Annotated in this window: 17 protein-coding genes and 2 tRNA genes; 15 read left to right on the top strand and 4 right to left on the bottom strand. The window is 34.9% G+C overall.

The window, feature by feature from the left end:
• Positions 1-22: 22 nt before the first annotated feature.
• From BXY58_RS04490 to BXY58_RS04555, 14 genes are all read left to right on the top strand, one after another.
• Positions 23-748 (top strand): SDR family NAD(P)-dependent oxidoreductase, encoded by a 726-nt coding sequence (locus BXY58_RS04490; RefSeq protein WP_120212629.1) that lies wholly within the window; start codon positions 23-25, stop codon positions 746-748.
• Positions 749-832: 84 nt separating this feature from the next.
• Positions 833-1,420, top strand: coding sequence for an HAD family hydrolase (locus BXY58_RS04495; protein WP_120212630.1), 588 nt, complete (start codon positions 833-835; stop codon positions 1,418-1,420).
• A gap of 49 nt (positions 1,421-1,469) precedes the next feature.
• Positions 1,470-2,642 (top strand): cysteine desulfurase family protein, encoded by a 1,173-nt coding sequence (locus tag BXY58_RS04500; RefSeq protein WP_120212631.1) that lies wholly within the window; start codon positions 1,470-1,472, stop codon positions 2,640-2,642.
• 66 nt (positions 2,643-2,708) lie between these two features.
• On the top strand, positions 2,709-3,026 hold the full coding sequence (gene trxA, locus BXY58_RS04505) for a thioredoxin (protein ID WP_120212633.1): 318 nt from the start codon (positions 2,709-2,711) through the stop codon (positions 3,024-3,026).
• 136 nt (positions 3,027-3,162) lie between these two features.
• A tRNA-Asp gene (locus BXY58_RS04510) sits at positions 3,163-3,236 on the top strand.
• Between the two features lie 31 nt (positions 3,237-3,267).
• Positions 3,268-3,341 (top strand) — tRNA-Asp (locus BXY58_RS04515).
• Between the two features lie 107 nt (positions 3,342-3,448).
• Entirely contained in the window at positions 3,449-4,246 is a 798-nt protein-coding gene (locus BXY58_RS04520) for a hypothetical protein (RefSeq protein WP_120212634.1), read from the top strand.
• Positions 4,247-4,263: 17 nt separating this feature from the next.
• Complete coding sequence (locus BXY58_RS04525) at positions 4,264-4,788, top strand: hypothetical protein (protein WP_120212635.1); 525 nt, start codon at positions 4,264-4,266, stop codon at positions 4,786-4,788.
• A gap of 415 nt (positions 4,789-5,203) precedes the next feature.
• Positions 5,204-6,058, top strand: a complete 855-nt coding sequence (locus BXY58_RS04530) for a WG repeat-containing protein (RefSeq protein ID WP_120212636.1) — start codon at positions 5,204-5,206, stop codon at positions 6,056-6,058.
• Between the two features lie 79 nt (positions 6,059-6,137).
• A complete protein-coding gene (locus BXY58_RS04535) occupies positions 6,138-6,392 on the top strand; it encodes an immunity 17 family protein (protein ID WP_120212638.1) in 255 nt (84 codons plus the stop codon).
• 488 nt (positions 6,393-6,880) lie between these two features.
• Positions 6,881-7,339: a DUF6896 domain-containing protein gene (locus BXY58_RS04540; RefSeq protein WP_120212640.1), complete on the top strand. Its 459-nt coding sequence runs from the start codon at positions 6,881-6,883 to the stop codon at positions 7,337-7,339.
• Between the two features lie 228 nt (positions 7,340-7,567).
• A complete protein-coding gene (locus tag BXY58_RS04545) occupies positions 7,568-8,611 on the top strand; it encodes an SMI1/KNR4 family protein (protein ID WP_170144193.1) in 1,044 nt (347 codons plus the stop codon).
• 440 nt (positions 8,612-9,051) lie between these two features.
• Positions 9,052-9,294 (top strand): YcxB family protein, encoded by a 243-nt coding sequence (locus BXY58_RS17195; RefSeq protein WP_425321070.1) that lies wholly within the window; start codon positions 9,052-9,054, stop codon positions 9,292-9,294.
• A gap of 252 nt (positions 9,295-9,546) precedes the next feature.
• Positions 9,547-10,554 (top strand): bestrophin family protein, encoded by a 1,008-nt coding sequence (locus BXY58_RS04555; protein ID WP_120212644.1) that lies wholly within the window; start codon positions 9,547-9,549, stop codon positions 10,552-10,554.
• A gap of 50 nt (positions 10,555-10,604) precedes the next feature.
• Here the strand turns inward: BXY58_RS04555 and BXY58_RS04560 are convergent, their stop codons facing one another.
• Entirely contained in the window at positions 10,605-12,212 is a 1,608-nt protein-coding gene (locus BXY58_RS04560) for a Na+/H+ antiporter (RefSeq protein WP_120212646.1), read from the bottom strand.
• A 238-nt stretch (positions 12,213-12,450) separates the two neighbouring features.
• Here BXY58_RS04560 and BXY58_RS04565 point away from each other — a divergent pair, with 238 nt between their 5' ends.
• Positions 12,451-14,475, top strand: a complete 2,025-nt coding sequence (locus tag BXY58_RS04565) for a M13 family metallopeptidase (RefSeq protein WP_120212876.1) — start codon at positions 12,451-12,453, stop codon at positions 14,473-14,475.
• 201 nt (positions 14,476-14,676) lie between these two features.
• On the opposite strand, the gene BXY58_RS04570 is transcribed toward BXY58_RS04565, so the two are convergent.
• The 3 genes from BXY58_RS04570 to BXY58_RS04580 all read right to left on the bottom strand — a co-directional run bounded on the left by BXY58_RS04570 (position 14,677) and on the right by BXY58_RS04580 (position 20,120).
• Positions 14,677-16,281, bottom strand: a complete 1,605-nt coding sequence (locus BXY58_RS04570) for a T9SS type A sorting domain-containing protein (protein WP_120212647.1) — start codon at positions 16,279-16,281, stop codon at positions 14,677-14,679.
• A 142-nt stretch (positions 16,282-16,423) separates the two neighbouring features.
• Positions 16,424-18,052, bottom strand: a complete 1,629-nt coding sequence (locus tag BXY58_RS04575; protein WP_120212648.1) for a T9SS type A sorting domain-containing protein — start codon at positions 18,050-18,052, stop codon at positions 16,424-16,426.
• 157 nt (positions 18,053-18,209) lie between these two features.
• The gene (locus BXY58_RS04580; RefSeq protein ID WP_120212649.1) at positions 18,210-20,120 is read right to left on the bottom strand and encodes a T9SS-dependent choice-of-anchor J family protein; all 1,911 of its coding nucleotides are present in this window, start codon (positions 20,118-20,120) and stop codon (positions 18,210-18,212) included.
• Positions 20,121-20,134 lie beyond the last annotated feature (14 nt).

Consider the following 20,134-nt stretch of genomic DNA (forward strand, 5'->3'; position numbering starts at 1 on the left):
TAACTAATAATTTATAATTCATATGATTGTTCTTGGTTCTAATTCCGAAGTTGCACAGGCATTCGTAGAAGAATGTTTAGCGAAAGGAGAAAAATTTCCGATCGTTTATTTATTAAGTTCCAATCCGGAAACGACAGAGAAATTCGCAGGTCATCTTCAGGTTAAGTTTCTGCAAAATTCTGAAATTATTCCATTGGATTTAATGAATGAGATTGATTATAAGGCCTTAGAAAATATCAATTCAGATTTGTTGTTTTGTGCTTCCGGCTATCTTGGTTTAGGAACAGAAGAAGGTCTTTATGACGATGAAAATACGGCGCAAATTGTTGATGTTAATTACGCGAAATTAGTTCCTGTCCTCAACTTCTTTGCCAAAAAAATGGAATCCAAAAGAAGTGGGACTATGATCGTTTTATCTTCGGTTGCTGGTGAAAGAGGAAGACAAAGTAATTTCATCTACGGAAGTGCAAAAGCCGGATTAACAGCTTATTTGAGTGGATTGAGAAATTATTTATTTGATAAAAAAGTTCATGTTTTAACCGTTAAACCAGGTTTTATGGAAACCAAAATGACAGAAGGTTTACCATTGAACCCGGCTTTGACAGCAACACCTAAAAAAGCAGCAACAGGAATTTATAAAGCCTATAAAAATAAAAAAGATGTTGCTTACGTTTTACCAGTTTGGGTCATCATTATGATGATCATCAGAAATATTCCTGAGTTTATCTTTAAAAAACTGAAGCTATAGTTGATGATTGATAGATGATAATCGATTTGATTTCTATTAATGAAACAAAGCAAATAATCATTTATCATTCATAATTTATCACTTATGAAGAAATTATATCTATTTGATTTCGACGGAACCTTAACTTACAAAGACACCATGTTTTTGTTTTTGAAATTTTATGACCCTGCAAAATTTTCTGTCCAGTTTCTGAAACACATTCCACTTTTTATTTTACTAAAAATGAAATTGGCAGATGCGGAAGCTGTGAAGAAAAGTTTCATTGCATCCATTCTGAAAGGTCAATCCAGATATCAAATAGAAAAAAAAGCCCAGCAATTCTTTGAAGAAAACTATCCAAGTTTATTCAGAGAAAACGCTTTGGATTTCATCAATAATATCGATAGAGAGCATACAGAGTCTTATATCGTTTCTGCATCGTTAGATGTTTGGGTAAAACCATTTGCTGAAAAACTCAATATGAAATTGCTCTCTACACAAGCAGAGTTTAAAGACGATATTTTTACCGGGAAATTTGTTGGAAAAAACTGTAATAAAGAGGAAAAAGCTAACAGAGTTAAAATCGAAATTGGAGACAAGAAATTTGATAAAATCATAGCTTTTGGAGATACTTCCGGAGATAAAGCGATGTTCAAGTTCGCCAATGAATCACATTACCGATTTTTTCACTAATTTAGTACCTTAATTTTCGAACAATTTTCGGCTTCAAATCTAATTAAAAATGGAAAGAATTTATCTTGATAATGCAGCAACTACGCCTCTTGATGATGAGGTGATATACTGTATGGTGAACGTTTTAAAATTCAATTATGGCAATCCGTCGTCCACGCACAGTTTGGGACAGGAAGCCAAGACCATTTTGGAAGAAGTAAGGCGAAAGATCGCTGATTCTTTAAGAGTAACTCCGGGCGAAATCGTTTTTACATCTTGTGGAACCGAATCCAACAATATGATTATCAAATCTGCGGTTAACTATCTCGGCGTAGAAAGAATCATTACTTCAGCTCTGGAACACAAATGTGTGGCTGAAACCTGCCTTGAAATGAAGAAATTGAAAGGTGTAGAATTGGTTTACCTAAGACCAGACTCCAACGGCGATTTCGATTTGAATAAATTAGAGGAATTACTGAAAAACTCCGACAAAAAAACTTTAGTAACATTGATGCACGCCAACAACGAAATCGGGAATATTCTTGATATCGAAAAGGTTGCTCATCTTTGTAAAGAAAATAATACACTTTTCCATTCTGACACGGTGCAGACTATGGCACATCTGGATTTGGATTTTTCTAAAATTCCGGTTGATTTTGCATCTTGCAGTGCGCACAAATTTCACGGACCAAAAGGTTCTGGATTTGCTTTCGTAAGAAAATCTTCAGGCTTAAAGGGAATTATCACTGGCGGACCTCAGGAAAGAAGCCTTAGAGCAGGAACTGAGAACGTAACCGGAATTGCAGGTTTGGGGAAAGCTTGGGAGATTTCCCAGGAAAAAATGGAAGATTACAAGAATTATATCTTGGATATTAAGAATTATACGATTCAGCAATTAAAAGAAAGAATTGTGGGCGTGAAATTCAATGGAAGAAGTGCAGATGAAAGCAGTTTATATACAGTTCTGAATCTTTTGCTTCCGTATAAAAATCCTTTGATTGGGTTACAATTGGATATGAAAGGCATTGCTATCTCGCAAGGAAGTGCTTGTAGTTCGGGCGCGGCAAAACCGTCGATGGTTTTGATGTCTGTTTTGTCAGAAGATGATTTGGAGAATTCGACACCGGTGAGAGTTTCATTCAGTCATTTTACAAAAAAGTCTGATATTGATGCTTTTGTAAATGCGTTAGAAGAAATTGGAAAACAATTCATTATAGAAAAAGCTGATAGTTTACATAGATAATCAACAGAAAAAATCAATTATAAATTTTGTAATTTTGTTTCATAAAACAATAAAGAAAAAGAAATCATGGCAGTAGAAATCACAGATCAATCGTTTCAAGAAACAGTATTAAATTCAGATAAACCAGTATTAGTTGACTTCTGGGCAACTTGGTGTGGACCTTGTAGAATGTTGGGACCAATTATCGAAGAGGTTGCAGCTGACTTTGAAGGTAAGGCACTGGTAGGAAAAGTGGATGTTGATAATAATCAACAGGTTTCCGTAGACTACGGCATCAGAAATATCCCTACAGTTTTAATCTTCAAAAACGGAGAGGTAGTAGATAAAATTGTTGGTGTAGCGCCGAAAGAAGTTATCGCCGATAAATTGAATTCTTATTTATAAGAAAATAATATAATTGAAAATGAACGCTTTTCTATTTGGAAGGCGTTTTTTTATGGAAAAAATTTGGAGATGTAAATTATTGTTGTATTTTTGCAACCACAATAACAAAGGGTAATAACCTTAAGTTATGGCAAAAGATCCGGTAGTTCAGCTGGTTAGAATGCCGCCCTGTCACGGCGGAGGTCGCGGGTTCGAGTCCCGTCCGGATCGCAAAAAGTTTATCAATTACTTTTCAAAAATTGATCCGGTAGTTCAGCTGGTTAGAATGCCGCCCTGTCACGGCGGAGGTCGCGGGTTCGAGTCCCGTCCGGATCGCAGCTATTAAATCAAGTAGTATAAAAGCTTTAAAACATATGTTTTAAAGCTTTTTCGTTTTATGGGTAACAGTTCAGATATGGGGTTGTTAATTTTTTTAGATCATTATGAGTAAAATAATAGACGATTTAATAGCTAATACGCCAAACACGCTGAAGAATAAAAGAGCAGATGACAATGATTTGGAGAAAATGTCAAATTGGATCACTTCGCTCTCTGGTTTTCATCAGTCAAAAGGTTTTGAAATTGAAGAATTTGATAAGCTGGAGGAAAGATTGAATTGCGTTTTACCCGCTGAATTAAAAATGTTATACAATAGTATTGGTGGAAATATCGACGAATTATCCAAAGAAACAGTAAGGCTCCAAAAATTTCAGTTATTGAATTTCGAAAAATTCTGGATAGAAAAGGATGTAATAGTTAAAGATTATTACACAGAAGAGAAATGGTTCAAAACGGATATTCTGATTTATGCTACAGCTAGCAATATAAAGAAGCCACTCTATGGTGTTGACCTCAAAAACGGTTGGAATTTATTATTTGAAAAAGAATGGTTTTGGCAAAAAGATGATATGCCTTTGTTTCAGAAATTGATAACGCTTTATGCAAACATCATTATTGCTAACAAAAAAAATATTATTAAAACCAAAGTAAAAGGTGTAGCAGGTATAAAACGAGACAACAAAGCAGAAAAGAAATTTGAACGTACTTTGAAAAGATTATCAGATTTTGAATTTTATGAGCATACAGTTTTTTACAATGAGGAACTCGATTTGTTGGGGTGGTTCAGAGCAGGAAATCGTCCCGATTTTTTGGTTGGAAGCAACAGTAAAAGCAATTTGGATAATATTATTGTTAAATTTGATTTTACGAGTGCCAAATATGTGAAAGAGAATAAGGAATAACTAAAACGGATAAAACAATGCCAGTATATACAAGAATAATCATTTCTGCAGAAGATTTTTTAAGCTATTCTAAAGATTTGCTGAAGCAATACAATATCCACTGTTATGTAGAATATCGGGATAAAAAAAAGAAAGCATCTTACAAAAAAGTGGATTTATCCCAAAGTTTTTCCAAAGTTTTTTCTGAGAAATACGATTGCTTTTTTCTTTGTGCAAAAGAACCGGAAGATACTTCTGTAACCAGTTTTTACGACGATGAATGGTGTGATGATACTATTGTAGCAGAAGGCGGACGTGAAACTGAAACCGAAATAGAACAGCTTGACTTACGTATTATAAGTAAGCTGCATAATGACAACATTCGATTATTTGTAAATGCCCTGAACGCAAAAATGAAAAAAGACTCACAATTTGGTAAGGGAGTTGAAACCGAAAATTATTTGAATAAAAATATCTTTTACAAGAAAGGTTTGCAAAAAATCATTTGGGCAAGTTTTGAAAGAAAACCGTTTTTGGATCCAATTGAATTGCCGGCAGAATAATTTTTAGTGGAAAAAAATGTAGGTTTTCATTCCTGAAAAAAAAATCAGAAATGATGGAAAGGCTACAGAAAATGCAAATGTTTCAAACTTCTGACTTTTGAAATAATAAAAAACATTGATACTCACAAAAACGAGGACAAATTTGTTCTGTACTTTAATTTTGATTAATTACAGTTTCTATTACTATAAAATTCTTATATTTAAATAGAAAAAAATTAAAAACATAACAGATGAAATTTATTTACTACAATTTTACTTTTTATACCTCTGTCACTTAAGAGTTATTCCAATCCGTTGCACAAAAAATATTTCTTTCAAGGTAAATTCTGAAGAAAAAACTCAGTATACGCTATTTTTCAGCGACTTAAAAAAGTTGAAGCTACTCACACCGAACAATTAAATATTTGAAACATCTATGAAAATTTATTTGTTTTTCGTTCATCTATTAATTCATTTATCTATCAGTGCGCAAGCCATTCCCGAATTATATCCCGCAAATGACAAAAAAACAGGTCATCTCGGATATTATCTGGAAGATGGCACGAATGTCGTAAAACCTCAATTTTGCTCGGCTTCTTACAACACAGACGGTTATTATTTGGTTTCAAAAGCGGAACATAAATTTGACGAATATGGAAGAAGAGATCAAAATCACATTCCGGGTACAGAAAAGTTCGGATTGCTGGATGGTAAAGGCAATTTCATCATTGATCTCAACAATGATTATGAGGGAATTGGTGTAGGAGACAGTGTGATTTACGTAATAAAAAACAATTTGTACGGAACTGTAAATGATAAAAATGAAATTGTAATTCCCATTGAATACAGCACTTTAGAAATCGATGACAAAAACAGAATTCGAGCTCAAAAAAAGAACAAATATGGAGTCATCAACCATTTAAACAAAATTATCATTCCGTTCCAATACGATTTTATCGGTTCAACTATGCCTGATGGAAAAGGATTTCTAGCAATTGTTCGAACTGAAAACAAGACAAGCGTTATCAATCAGGACAATCAGTTAATTGTCCCTCTGACAAAATATTCTTTGATGGATTTGTATAAAACGGTTATAGTTGCTTCGAATAATGAAAAATTTGGTGTGCTTGATTACAAACTCAATCCAATTCTTCCTTTTGAGTTCGAAAGTATTTATGTGGAAGAAAATGAAATCAAGGCGTACAAAGATGAATATCGATATATTTATAGTTTAAAAGGCGAATTGATAAAAAAAGAAAATATTTCAGAAGGTGTGAAAATGGTTAATTAAAAATATTGAACATTTCGTATCATAAACCAATCTCTGCGAATTGTAAATGTTTTTGATTTAAATAATTGATAGTATCACAATGGATTATTTAGAACAGGCACAACAGTACATCTCTGATCAAAAACACGGCTTCGAGTATTTTGCACTGGTGTTGGGAATTTTATTTGCGTGGTCGGCAATTGGTAACTGGAACTGGTTTTACGACCCACCCTACAGCTCAGTAAAAAACCCTATTGGCTTTTGGTTTGGTCGAAAAGCATTTAGGGTAACCATTTTTATTTTCGGTGTTGTTTTAATAGCCGGTTCGGTTTGGCTTTTTATGGGGAGTAAATAATAGTGATAGTTAAGAAGCTCACGAAATGACATATCAAGAGAAAATTAGAAAATTATACGCACTTGATAAGACGAAAAACTACGGCTTTTCTGAACTATGTCTACAACGGTAGTACGCCAATTGACTTTTCTACACCTAATTGGCAATGCGAAGCGGAGCAAGTAAGTGAATTTATAAAGCAGAACAGAAACAGAAAATAAGACTACCGCCTGCCAAAGTTTGCCTTTCGAAGCTCCGAGACGTAATATATTAACAAAACGCCCATCAAATGAATAAAGAAGAATTAAAGAAACAATTTCTGCTAAAAAGGTTGGAAGACCCCAATGTAGAAGAGTGGGAAAAAAAGGACATCAGAGGATTGCAAAATATTTGAATTTTGATTGACCGTTTTTTTAACAAAACGCTTATGACAGACAAGAACTTACAAAAATTAAGACCCTAATCAATCAAAATCCAGAATTCATAAATCTATCAGAATATTGACCGTTATGACAGAACTCACTAACCATATTGAAAAAGAATTGTTGAAAGCTATGGACGATTACAAAACCATTGCTCAATTGCTTATTGATAAGCTGATTACAGAAACTGACCAACCTGAAAAAGCAGAAATTCAGGTAGGACGTTATTTTGAAATTCAAAATGCAGATCTGTTCAATGGACAAGAAAATCTTTCAGACAATTGGTGGTTTGATGTTCACGGCGAACATTGTCTGTTTAGAAATTTGATAACAGGACAAACTCTTGAGGTTTCACTTGGAAATAAAGAAAGTATAGCCAATCTCGATCCTTATTTCTTCTATAATTTTTTGGAAACAACGGAAAACTTCAGACATCTGACAAAATATTTCAAAAATCCATTTAACGACACTTTGAACTTGTTTAAGAAATTGGAAAAGAAACAAAAAATGGTAAATATTTATGGTGTGAATTTTAGAAAACTATAGAGAATAGCTAAGCTCCGAGATGCTGGCGCAATGCTTTTCCCAAAACAACAACACTAAAAATTTAGAACTGATACCTGAAATGTGGAAAAACGTAGAAGGAATTGCAAAATGGCGAATGAGTATTTTAGACCTGTGCGCCAGATAAAACCGAATGCCTAACAAATTTTTACGTAAGGTTGGCCAACGTGCAAAATTTGAATACCCATTTTTTAATTGAACAAAATGTTTATGACAGACAAGAACTTACAAAAATTAAGACTACAAATAATTGACGAAACAGATGGAGGTAAATTTTCCAAACTGATAGAGAAGCTATTGAAGAAATATGCATCCACTGACAGAGAATATGTTTTGGAAATCCTGACAGATTACGCAAAGAATGGACAAATTTTGCATTGGCGAAATTTTCTGCTGAATGATATTATAGAACTTGTAAACGAAGGTGAAGCTAACTACGTTGAATTTTTCGAGTGGTGCGTCACGCAACCTGAATTAACCTATTGGGGAATTGATGGGCTATTAAAAACAAACGGAAGAAAATCATTTTCGGCACTCATTGAAATTCTAAAAAACGAAAGTCTTAAAACTTCAATCCGTGCAAAAGCAATCAAAAGTATTTCGGTATTTAGCAAACAGCCGTTTGACCGGGAATTACCTAAAGACCCGGGACATTGGAAAGTAGAAGATTTAAGAATAGAGGAAATAGAAACCTGGCAGAAAAATGGTTTCCAAGATGGTGAAGGTTATACCCAACCGAAAACTCATATTTCGTTAGAAAATCCAAAAACAGAACTGGAAAAAATTGCTTCAAAACTTAATAAAAAACTCGAAGCACAAAGAACTAAAAATCAAGATTTATCAAACCCGGCCAACTTGCTGACTATTGCAGACGAAACCGACATTTTGAACATAGAGAAAAGATGGAAATTGCCGGAGAATTATTTAACGTTTCTGAAAAACTACTCGCCTTTGAAAGTATTTATTAACAGCAGAAAATATTTTCAGGGTTTGCATTTATATGGCGCTTCTGACTTGATAAAGAGACAGGAAGGATATTCATTTAATCCGGTAACTAACAAAACGATTGACGAATGGCCAGAGAATTTTGTTGTGATTGCTGATGCGGGAGCTGATCCGTATTGCATAGACATCAATCAAATAAAAGAAAATGATGCACCAATTTATACAAGCATACACGGAAATGGCGAATGGAAATTTGAGTTATATGCAGACAGCTTTTTAACTTTTTTAAAGGAAATTGCTGGAAGATAGTAAGTGATTTGAACAAATAAGCTTTACGATTTTGACGTGAATTATAAACCTTACAAAATGATTATGACAGATAGAAGTTCGAGGATAAGTTGAATGTATCAAACCATCAATCTTCAAAATAAAATAAATAAAATGGAAACCCTTAAACTCACAGTAAATGAAAAAGACACGTTGGACAGTATATTGTATTATGCCTCCAAATCAGAACAAATTAAAAAAGGAAGGCGGAATAGCAGACTGATTTTTATTGGGGTTATTATTTTACTGAGTATCTTTTTTTTTTAGCATTCGATAAATCAATTTCAATTGTTTTTATAGTCGTCGGAGGAATTGGCTTTATCTTTTTTCCTCAATATTTAAAATGGTATTATAAAAAACATTTTTCAAAAACAATACAAACCGATGAATATAGAAGTCTTGTAGGACTTGAAAACTCAATTATCTTCAACGAAGACAATATAGAGGTTATCAACTCAAAAGCTGAAACCAAATATTTGCACCAAAATTTTGATTATATTTCTGAAACGCACGATAACTTTTTTATCAAACTTAAAACAATATCGATGCTCACATTTCCAAAAAATCAAATTGAAAACAGCAACGAGCTGAGAGACTATTTTCAAAAGTTGTGTGCACAAATCAAAATAGAATATATTGATGATAAAAATTGGACTTGGAAATGAAAAAAATTGATTTATACTTAAATTTTATACTATCGAGATGGTATATTCAAATATATATATTAAAATGGAGATTGAAAAATATGTGCAAGTCTATGCAGTTATAATATTGATCTTCTGCATTTCAATTTTGTTTGGGTTAATTGATTTTTCAATAGCTTTTCTACAGAAAGTTCATCTATGTGAAGCTTTTTTACTTCAATATTTGAATGTTTTTATTCCAGAAAAAAATAATATTTTTATCAAAAAAAACAAATGCATACAGGAAAACGATATTCCCCTTTAGAGTTCTTCAAATGGACCAAGCAAGCTACTTTTTGTCTGTTCATTATCTCTTCTATTGCTACGGTTCTGTATTACTTCGGATGGAAGTTTTTAGCTTTGCCTTGGCAGCCTATCGCAATTATTGCAACTGCGGTGGCTTTTATTGTAGGATTTAAAAATAATGCGAGTTATAATCGTATTTGGGAAGCAAGGCAAATCTATGGTGCGATTATCAATGATAGTCGAAGTTTTGCTTATTCTGTTCGGGATGCATTGGGAGGGAAAGAATCTGATGTAGTTAAGAGGATTTTTTACCGCCATTTTGCGTGGTTGACGGCTGTGAGGTTTCAATTAAGAGAACCGAGATCGTGGGAAAATGTCGATAATGATGGTAATTCTAATTTCAGAAAGGGCAGGTACGAAATTCCTGAACTTAACTCTAATCTTTCCGATGAATTGAAAGCTTTCTTGTCTACTGAAGAACATCAATATATTCTTTCCAAAAAAAACAGAGCAACACAACTGACAGCTTTGCAATCTGAAGATTTTGCTAAACTGAAAACGGAAGGAAAAATCAATGATTTCCAATGGACACTTCTGCAACAATCGATTATAAAATTTACGGATAATCAAGGTAAGGCAGAGCGGATTAAGAATTTCCCTTACCCAAGGAATTTTGCCTCAATTACTACATATTTACTTTTTATTTTTGTGGTTCTCGCACCTTTTGGTCTTTTGAAAGAAATGGATAAATTAGGCGACGGAACTTTTTTGGAAGGCTTTACAATTTGGTTTAATATTCCTTTTGCAGCGATGATCACATGGGCTTTTCACACCTTAGATACAGTAGGTGAAAGCTCCGTGAATCCTTTTGAAGGAAGTGCTAATGACATTCCCATTACACAAATCAGCCGAACGATTGAAATTGATATGAGAGATATGTTGGACGAAAAAGATTTACCGGCGCCTATTCTCCCTCAGAATAATATTGTTCTCTAAAACAATTTGAACAGCAAAAAACTCTTCCAATTAGGAAGAGTTTTTTTTTATTAATGAAAGTTTGGATTTAATTTCAAATCATTGAGGTCGAGTTGTAATTCCGCTTTCCGGATTTCCTCGTCATCATAATACTTCTCGCGTCTCATTTGGAAAATATCAATTCTTTGTTTTGCATAGATTTCTTTTAAAATTTCAGCAAATTTATCAATCTCCTGAGTAGTGCAATTGTTACATTCCAAAAGGTCTAATTGATTCTCTGTGTTTTCTGTTTCGATAGAAATCTGAGAATGATAATTTTTCAAAAGATTGCTTTTGTTCACGACATCACCATAATTTGAATTGATGTGATTAAGCGCTAATCTATTTAATCTGATTTGGATTTGGGCTTCCTGTTGTTCTTGTGGAAGGACGACATCCATTGATGGCATATTCAGTTTTCTCACAATGAAAGGCAATGTCAATCCTTGTACGACTAAGGTTATAAAGATAACAATGAATGTAATTAATAAAATTAAATTCCTGTGAGGAAAAGGACTTCCGTCATCCATCACAAAAGGAATGGAAAGAGCGGTTGCTAGTGAAACTACACCACGCATTCCAGCCCAGCCAATCACCAATGGACCTTTCCAACCAGGAGATTGTTCTTTTCTCACAGATTTGAAAAGCCATCTTGGAACAAATGCAGCGGGATAAATCCATAAAAATCTGATAGCGATGACCACGGCGCTTATGATAACACCGTATTTGATTCCTTGGATTAAAGATGCTTCTTCTAGTCCTCTGATGATTGAAGGAAGCGATAATCCGATTAAGATGAAAACCATAGCGTTCATAACGAAAATCACAGTTGTCCAAACACCTAACATATTGAGGCGTGTATTTCCGTTTTTGAAAATTTCGTGTGATCTGTAGGAGATGAAAAGCCCGCCAGTTACAACGGCCATAACTCCGGAAAAATGAAATTGTTCTGCTCCGAGGTACAAAATGTAGGGCGTCATAATCGTTAAAGCGGCATCAATTGCTGAGGTTGTTGGCAAGTAACGATGGATGAGATACATGATTCCGGCTCCAATCAATCCAACCACGATTCCCATTCCTGCAACCAAAAAGAATTGTCCGGTAGCCTCGTTCATAGAAAAGCTTCCTGTCAGGATAGCTGCTAATGCAAATCGAAAAACGATCAAAGATGAAGCATCATTCACAAGGCTTTCACCTTCCAAAATGCTGATGATTCTTTTCGGAACTGGTAATCCTTTTAAAACGGTTGTTGCTGCAACGGCATCCGGCGGAGAAACGATTCCGCCTAATAAAAACCCTAATGCCAAAGTGAATCCCGGAATCAATGCCTGGGAAAGATAAGCGATAATTAACGACGTCGCAAATACTAATCCAAAAGCTAATAATGCAATTGGTCTTTTCCATTTCCAGAAGTCGTTCCACGACGTGTACCATGCAGCTTCGTATAATAATGGCGGTAAAAAAATCAGGAAAACCAGTTCTGGATCCAATTCGATCTCGGGAATTCCCGGTAAAAGGCTAATGATTAAACCAGCTAAAACCAAAAAAATTGGATATGCGATTTTCAGTTTTTTTGCGACCATTACCATCATAAAAACTGAAAAAAGTAATGCAAGGATCAATAATAAATTATGATGCATTTTTGTGAAGAATTAAATTATGTTTTTACTGTAAAAATATAATTCTGACAACAAAAATCCTATACATTGAATGAATTAATTGAAAAATAAACAATATAGACATAAGTTATATTTAATTGTTTAATAATTAGTTGATTGTGATGTGATGATATTTGTTTTTGGAGTAAATAATTTAATGTTTATGTGTAACAAATTGGTTTTATTCACGACTTATCAGCCCAAATATCATATTTCAAAAATGAAAAAGATCTCTTTCAGTGCATTGATGTTAACTTCATTATTTAATGTTGCTTTTGCACAAACAAAACAAGCTGCTTTGGAGCTTAATTATATGGACACATCGGTGCGTCCGCAAGATGATTTCTATAACTACGTCAACGGAACCTGGATGAAAACTGCAAAAATTCCTGCAGACAAACCAAGCTGGGGTTCTTTTACTCAACTTAGAGAAACGACTGACAATAATTCTTTGGGATTGTTGGATAACATTCTGAAAGAAAAATTTGCTGCTGGATCGGAAGGTCAGAAGATTCAGGCGCTTTACGAAACCTATATGGATATGAACAAGCGTAATGCGGATGGACTTAATCCAATTAAAGCTGATTTAGCGAGAATTGATGCGATTAAGAATCTGAATGATTTACAAAAATATCTTGCTGAAGCGACTAAGAGAAGTGATAACGCATTTTATGGTTGGGGTGTAGATGGTGATCTTAAGAATTCTAAAATGAATGCGGTTTACCTTGGTGATGCATCATTTGGTCTTGGTAGAGATTATTACCAAAAAGAATCTCCAAAGAATACCGAAACTATTGCTGAATATAAAAAATATGTAGCTAAAGTTTTAACCGAAATTGGTTACAAAAATGCTGATGTTGTGGCGGGACAAATTGTTGATTTCGAAAAGAAAATGGCAAAGACATTATTGACGAATGAGCAAATCCGTGACGCTAATCTACAATACAATCCTAAGACTTTACCAGAACTTAAAACTTTGGTGAAGAATATTGATCTTCCAAAATATCTTGCTGAAGTTGGTGTAAAAACTGATAAAGTCATCATTGGCGAAATTAATTATTATAAAAATCTTGATACGTTCTTAACTGAGAAAAATATTCCTTTGATTAAGGATTATCTTAAATTCCATTTGACTTCCGGAAGTGCTGGTTATCTTAATCAGAAAATGGATGATTTGAAATTTGATTTCTACAACAAATATCTTCAAGGTCAACAGGAGCAAAGAGCACTTAACAAAAGAGCGTTGTCTCTGATTAATGGTGTACTTGGGGAAGCTTTCGGAAAGGTTTATGTTGAAAAATATTTCACACCAGAAGCTAAAGCTCAGATGTTGACTTATATAGACTATCTTAAGAAAAGTTTCGGTGTTCACATCAATGGTCTGACTTGGATGTCTTCTACAACTAAGCAAAAAGCACTTGAAAAATTGAACAAATTTACAGTGAAGATTGCTTATCCGGACAAATGGAAAGATTATTCTAAATTGGTTCTGAAGTCTGATAAAGATGGTGGTTCTTTATATTCAAATTTAAAGAATGTTGAAAGCTGGCATTATGACAAAGAAATAGAAAAAGTAGGAAAGCCAGTTGATAAAACGGAATGGGGGATGTCTCCACAAACGGTGAATGCTTACTACAATCCTGTAAATAACGAAATCGTTTTCCCTGCTGCAATTCTTCAACCGCCTTTCTTCAATCCAGATGCAGACGCAGCAGTGAACTTTGGAGGAATAGGAGCGGTTATCGGTCACGAAATGACCCACGGTTTTGATGATAGTGGTGCTCAGTTTGATGGTGATGGAAACTTAACAGACTGGTGGACTGCCGAAGATAAAACTAATTTCGAAAAAGCGACAAAAAGCTTAGCGGCTCAGTACGATAAATATGAACCGGCAAAAGATGTTCACGTGAATGGAACCTTTACCAATGGAGAAAATATCGCTGACTTAGGTGGTGTCAATATCGCTTATGATGCATTACAAATGTACCTTAAGGATAAGGGTAATCCAGGCAAAATTGATGGTTACACACCGGATCAGAGATTTTTCTTAAGCTGGGCAACGGTTTGGAGAACGTTATCAACGGATAAATATTTAACTAACCAGGTTAAGACAGATCCGCACTCTCCAGGATTCTACAGAAGTTTTGGACCTTTGGTTAATACAGAAGCTTTCTATAAAGCATTTGATGTAAGAGAAGGTGATAAACTATATAAAAAGCCAGAAGAGAGAATTAAAATTTGGTAATACAAAATATTTATAAAAGTACCCTGTGATTTTTGCAGGGTATTTTTTTTGCTCAATTCTTTAAATATTATTTATATAAATTTTTCAATGAGTTAGTTTTATTTTAATAGATAAAAGAATTTTTTTTGAAGAAGTTGCAGCAAAGAAAATCCCATCTCGTAACAACGAGATGGGATTAAAATTGATTTATAATTCTAAGAATTATTTTTTGATAGCTTTGAAAGTTTTAACGCTTCCGTCTTCCATTTTAAGGTTTACGATGTAAAGACCAGCTTTCAAGTTAGAAAGGTTAAGTTCTGTTGCAGGAGCAAGAGTTTTAACTTCTCTACCAGAGATATCATTTACAGAAACTGATCTAACACCTTTTACATCAGAGATATTAAGAACATCTGTGAATGGGTTAGGGTAAACAGAAACTCCTTTTTTATTTACATCAGAAACGGCCATAAATTCCTTATAATCAATAGTGTAATCTTCTACCTGACCATTGATCATATTAGAACAAGCACTTTCAAGTGGCGTATTCAAAGTAGTCGCATTCGGAGATTGGAAGTTGTATTTGATTCTCATTGTTTTCTTTCCAATTGCCGTTCCTGCAGGAATAGTAATGTTTCCGTTTAAAGTTACTGGATTTGATGTGACAGATCCAACATAAAGCTTAGTTGCGAAAGTGTTGAAATATTGCTCACCCGCATCGTCAAAATCTCCATCATTGTTCCAGTCAACAAATACAGAAGCTGCCCATCCATTTGCTGCGCTACCGTTTGTTCCTCCTAATACAGTTAATGGAACGCTTGTAACATTATTAAATACAGGGAATTCGATAGATTTGAAATCTTGGTGAACCGGATATGAACCGATTCCTGTTGCTGTTGCATCAGAAGGGTTTGTTACACCCGCAAACGTTACAGATTTAATCGGTGCGATTGCATTTGGAGCACTAGATGTAAGTGGACCACAGTGGCTTACTAAGCTATTTGTGCTAAAAGAAATCTCTTGACAACCTACTGCATCACCAACATCGTTAGATGAAACAATTTTTGCATAATATGTTGAATTAGTAGGTAAAGCTACGTTAAGTAAAGTTGAACTACCTATAACCGTAGTGTTTAATACATCCGAAGCACCAGAAGTAGTTCCAATTGTAATTTTGTAGCTAGCAGCATTTTCTACAGTTGGCCATGTAAGACCTACAGTACCTCCAGGGATCGTACTTCCGTTTGTTGGGTAAGTAAATGCTGTACAAGCAGGTACGCTAGTAGCTATATCTTGCTTTACAATAAGGTCATCAATATAAAGAGCTCCACTAGTTCCAGTTGTGGCCTGTAACCAAGTACCTATACCATAAGACTTGTTTGGATCAAAAGTTCCAGCAGGAATTGTTGCAGTAACAGTGTTACAAGAAGTTAAAGAAGCTGCAGACGTTAAGGCAACTCCATTACCTACAGGAAAAATAGACCAGCTTCCTTCTTCTTCATCGTATTCAGCATACATTACATACAAGGTACCAGTTAATCCAGCAGCTTTTTTATAACTAAAGCTTACATTGATTTTCTGACCATTGCCAGTCTGTCCATAATAATCTGAAACTTCTGCAAGCTGTGCAAACCATCCAGATCTTGTTACTGATGTACTATAAGTAATAGCTCCGGATGTAGAAGCGCTACAGTAATTTACAGAATTCAGAGAACCTCCTCCAAACTGTCCCATTCCGATCAAATCACCCTCAAAATTTTCTGTGAAGTCATACTGAGCATTGACCCCAATACCTAATGCCAAAAGGCAAGAGAATAGAATTTTTTTCATAATAATAAATTTTTTAAACTGATACGAATATAAAGCTTTTTTTCTTTTTGTAAAAAGATATTAACATTAAAATTGAGTTTTAGTTGTTAAAACAAAAAGCCTACTTATGCAAGTAGGCTTAAATTAATAAAATTCTTAAGAATTATTTTTTGATAGCTTTGAAAGTTTTAACGCTTCCGTCTTCCATTTTAAGATTTACGATGTAAAGACCAGCATTCAAGTTAGAAAAATTAAGTTCTGTTGCAGGAGCAAGAGTTTTAACTTCTCTACCAGTGATGTCACTTACGGAAACTGATTTAACACCTTTTACATCAGAGATGTTAAGTACATCTGTGAATGGGTTAGGGTAAACAGAGATACCATCCTTATTGATATCATTCACAGCCAGATATTGTTTGTAATCAATGGTGTAGTCTTCGGCTTGGCCGTTACCTACGTCCGAGCAAGGGGTAGACAGGGCATTATGAATAACTGTTCCACAAAAATTATACTTTATTCTCATCCTTTTTTGACCAACAGAAACACCAGATGGAACAGTAATGTTGCCTGTAAATGTCGCAATATTTGAAGCGCTGACAGTTGTTGTTCTGTTCATAGTCGCAGTTGTATTAAAATATGATTCTCCTGCGTCGTCAAAATCGCCATCATTATTCCAATCAATGTATATGGTTGAAGCCCATCCGTTATTAGCAAGAGCGATTCCCTCTATGGTAAAAGGTATTGTAGTAAGGTTGTTATTAACAGCAAAAACTGTATTTACAAAGCTTTCGTGTGGATTAAAAGTACCAATAGTTGTAGCTGCATTATCAGATGTGTTGGTAATCCCATTGAAAGTTACAGACTTGATTGGAGCTGTTTGAGTAGGAGCTGTAGATACCAATGGTCCACAATAAGGTGAGAAAGCGTTTGCTCCTGTTGTGAAAGTTGTTTCTGTACAGCCAGTAGCGCTTCCTAAACTATTTGTTGGAGTCACACTAACGTAAAGAAGTGTATTTTGAGGAAAAGCTGTTGCTGCTGTAGGAGTATATGAATTAGTTGTTAATGTTGTTGATAAAACATCAGAAGCTCCGGCTGCAGTTCCTATTTTAAGTATATAAGCTTGTGCATTAGCTACATTTGGCCAGCTTAATGTTGATCTTACAGGAACATTAGTGGTTGCATTGGCTGGACTTGACAGTATTGTGCATGAAGGGACAGCTGTAACCTGTTGTATTATAGATATATTGTCTAAAAATACGTAGTTGCCATTATTATTATTTGCACTTGTACTAGTAGCAGTAATTCTCAATCTAAAATCTCCTGTTATCAATCCCTCCGGTATAGTTGCTGTAATATTTTGGCAAGATGATGTAGCTCCATTATATGGAATAGTGGAAAGAGTTGTAAAGGTAGTTCCTGTTGCCGCAGTGGAATAAGCGATAATAATATTTCCAGTTAAGGCTCCAGTACTACCATTTGTGAGAGCGTCATCTATCTGGTAGTCAAATTTGATGTCTATTTGTTTCCCATTTGCTGTTATAGCGGCAGGCTTAGTGTAAGTTAACGTTGCTGTTTTGGAGGCTGCTGTTGTAGTAAAAAGTAATACACCATAAGCATTGTCTGTTCCAGTACAGCCAGCATTAGTATAAATGCCACTATAGCTTGCTGGTGTATAACCTCCGGACCCTACCCAAGTAGAAGGAAGGGTTCCTTCAAAGTTCTCATTGACTGTAATTTGAGCGTTTGCCCCAATTCCAAATGCTATAAAGCACGATAGTAAAAATTTATTCATAATTATTAATTATTTAACGACAGCAAATCTAATAATAATTTTCAATTATTTAATAAATATCCAATTTATTTTAAAATAATTTATGGAATTAAGCATTTATGTGAGTATATAAAAAAAACCGCCTCTATTGAGACGGTTTAGATTAAATAGATTACTACTATTTTTTGATAGCTTTGAAAGTTTTAACGCTTCCGTCTTCCATTTTAAGATTTACGATGTAAAGACCAGCATTCAAGTTAGAAAGGTTAAGTTCTGTTGCAGGAGCAAGAGTTTTAACTTCTCTACCAGAGATGTCATTTATGGAAACTGATTTAACACCTTTTACATCAGAGATGTTAAGTACATCTGTGAATGGGTTAGGGTAAACAGAGACGTCAGTTTTGTTAACATCGGATACAGCTAATGTACCAGGAGCAACAACTTCTATTGTGTAATCTTCAGCTTGACCGTAAGCAGCAGTCGCAGGGTTAGTACAAGGATTTGCTATGTTGGCAATTGCAGTAGCTGAAGGTGTAGCTGCTGCATAGAAAGCTTTAACTCTCATACGTGTCTTGCCAAGAGTTGCAGTTGCAGGAACAGTTAATGCTTTAGTTTTAATACCAGTTGTTCCAGAGCCTGTGCTGGCATTGTTTGTAAAGAAGTTACCGCTAGTTGTGAAATAGCTCTCGCCGGCATCAGCAAAATCTCCATCTTTATTCCAGTCAACAAATACTGAGTAGTAGTGTGTAAATGCTCCTCCTGTATTAGAATTAACACTAATCTCTGTAGTTGTACCCTGCTCAACTTTAAATTCCTTAGTAATGAAAGCTTCATGAGCACTTGCTCCTGTTGCGGATGCAGATGATGTATTGGCAGTGTTATGTTTCATGTTAACATAACTAATAGGCTCTATTGTGGAATATGTCAATGGTCCACAATATGGTGCAAACGGATTGACTGCTGTAATATTATTAATAGCACATCCTGTAGCTGCCCCGTCTGCATTGATTGCAACAACTTGGAAGTAATATGATCCAGCCGTAACGTTGGTGATGTTTACAGCAGTATTGACAGTATTGCCTAACTTAGTAAGTGTAGTTGCAGAAGTCCCCCAATAAACATCATAAGAAGTTGCGGTACCACCAGTTGTTGGAGCTGTCCAAGATAAAGGAACTGTACCAGTGCTAACATTAGATCCATTGGCAGGAGTAAGGTTTCCTACACAGCCTGGAGGGTTTGCTGTCTTAGTAGTAAATGAAAATACAGAACATCCGGTGGCAGAACCCACATTATTTTTAGGAACAACTGACCAATAATAGGTTGTGTTTGATGCTAATGTAGTTGTCAATGTATAAGAAGTTCCAGTTGCATTAGCTAATAATGTCGTAGGTGTTGCTGTAGTTCCTAAATAGATATCATAAGAGTCAGCACCTGTAGCTGCTGCCCAATTAAGAACCGCTCCAGAAACTGCTACTCCAGTAGCAGCATTTGCAGGAGATGTTAATGTTGTACAACTTGGCGCAACCGTTTCAGGTGATTTAACAACTACATCATCAATTGAGATGTAATCCATATCTGTTACATTATGATGTCTGAAGGCTACATAGATTGTTTGGCCTGCAAAACTACTTACATCAAGAGTTCTGCTATACTGTCTTCCTAAGTTTTCCGGATCATCATATGTTTCGGTAAATTTAACAGGAGAAGCTAATAGCGCTGCAGTAGTATTAGAAGTACTAACGTACACAGAATAATTTTCTTTGTCCCATTCAAATGGGGCACATTTCACTTTCCAGTTCAAAGAAACAGTACCAGTTGCACTGGTAAGATTGATAGCAGGTGAAATGATCCAGTTGTCTGGTGTTAACGCAGACACCTGCCAAGATCTTGAGATCAATGAAACAGGAGTTGTAGGGTTACCATTTTCGTCTGGTACAACAAAGATGTCTGCCCAGTTTCTACCGTCACCATCAGCGTCAATACGCGTCCAGTCGGAAACATCTTCATCATCAAAATTATCCGAAAAATAAGTTTGAGCACTTACACACATACCAAGTGCAAGAAAACAAGGAAGTAAAAATTTTTTCATAAATTATTAAATTA

It is taken from the genome of Epilithonimonas arachidiradicis (assembly GCF_003610695.1).
GTDB lineage: Bacteria > Bacteroidota > Bacteroidia > Flavobacteriales > Weeksellaceae > Epilithonimonas > Epilithonimonas arachidiradicis.

Bases quoted from the DNA above. Each gene is read 5' to 3' on its own strand.
- BXY58_RS04490 (WP_120212629.1), top strand. From the start codon at position 23: ATGATTGTTCTTGGTTCTAATTCCGAAGTTGCACAGGCATTCGTAGAA.
- BXY58_RS04495 (WP_120212630.1), top strand. From the start codon at position 833: ATGAAGAAATTATATCTATTTGATTTCGACGGAACCTTAACTTACAAA.
- BXY58_RS04500 (WP_120212631.1), top strand. From the start codon at position 1,470: ATGGAAAGAATTTATCTTGATAATGCAGCAACTACGCCTCTTGATGAT.
- trxA (WP_120212633.1), top strand. From the start codon at position 2,709: ATGGCAGTAGAAATCACAGATCAATCGTTTCAAGAAACAGTATTAAAT.
- BXY58_RS04520 (WP_120212634.1), top strand. From the start codon at position 3,449: ATGAGTAAAATAATAGACGATTTAATAGCTAATACGCCAAACACGCTG.
- BXY58_RS04525 (WP_120212635.1), top strand. From the start codon at position 4,264: ATGCCAGTATATACAAGAATAATCATTTCTGCAGAAGATTTTTTAAGC.
- BXY58_RS04530 (WP_120212636.1), top strand. From the start codon at position 5,204: ATGAAAATTTATTTGTTTTTCGTTCATCTATTAATTCATTTATCTATC.
- BXY58_RS04535 (WP_120212638.1), top strand. From the start codon at position 6,138: ATGGATTATTTAGAACAGGCACAACAGTACATCTCTGATCAAAAACAC.
- BXY58_RS04540 (WP_120212640.1), top strand. From the start codon at position 6,881: ATGACAGAACTCACTAACCATATTGAAAAAGAATTGTTGAAAGCTATG.
- BXY58_RS04545 (WP_170144193.1), top strand. From the start codon at position 7,568: ATGACAGACAAGAACTTACAAAAATTAAGACTACAAATAATTGACGAA.
- BXY58_RS04555 (WP_120212644.1), top strand. From the start codon at position 9,547: ATGCATACAGGAAAACGATATTCCCCTTTAGAGTTCTTCAAATGGACC.
- BXY58_RS04560 (WP_120212646.1), bottom strand. From the start codon at position 12,212: ATGCATCATAATTTATTATTGATCCTTGCATTACTTTTTTCAGTTTTT.
- BXY58_RS04565 (WP_120212876.1), top strand. From the start codon at position 12,451: ATGAAAAAGATCTCTTTCAGTGCATTGATGTTAACTTCATTATTTAAT.
- BXY58_RS04570 (WP_120212647.1), bottom strand. From the start codon at position 16,281: ATGAAAAAAATTCTATTCTCTTGCCTTTTGGCATTAGGTATTGGGGTC.
- BXY58_RS04575 (WP_120212648.1), bottom strand. From the start codon at position 18,052: ATGAATAAATTTTTACTATCGTGCTTTATAGCATTTGGAATTGGGGCA.
- BXY58_RS04580 (WP_120212649.1), bottom strand. From the start codon at position 20,120: ATGAAAAAATTTTTACTTCCTTGTTTTCTTGCACTTGGTATGTGTGTA.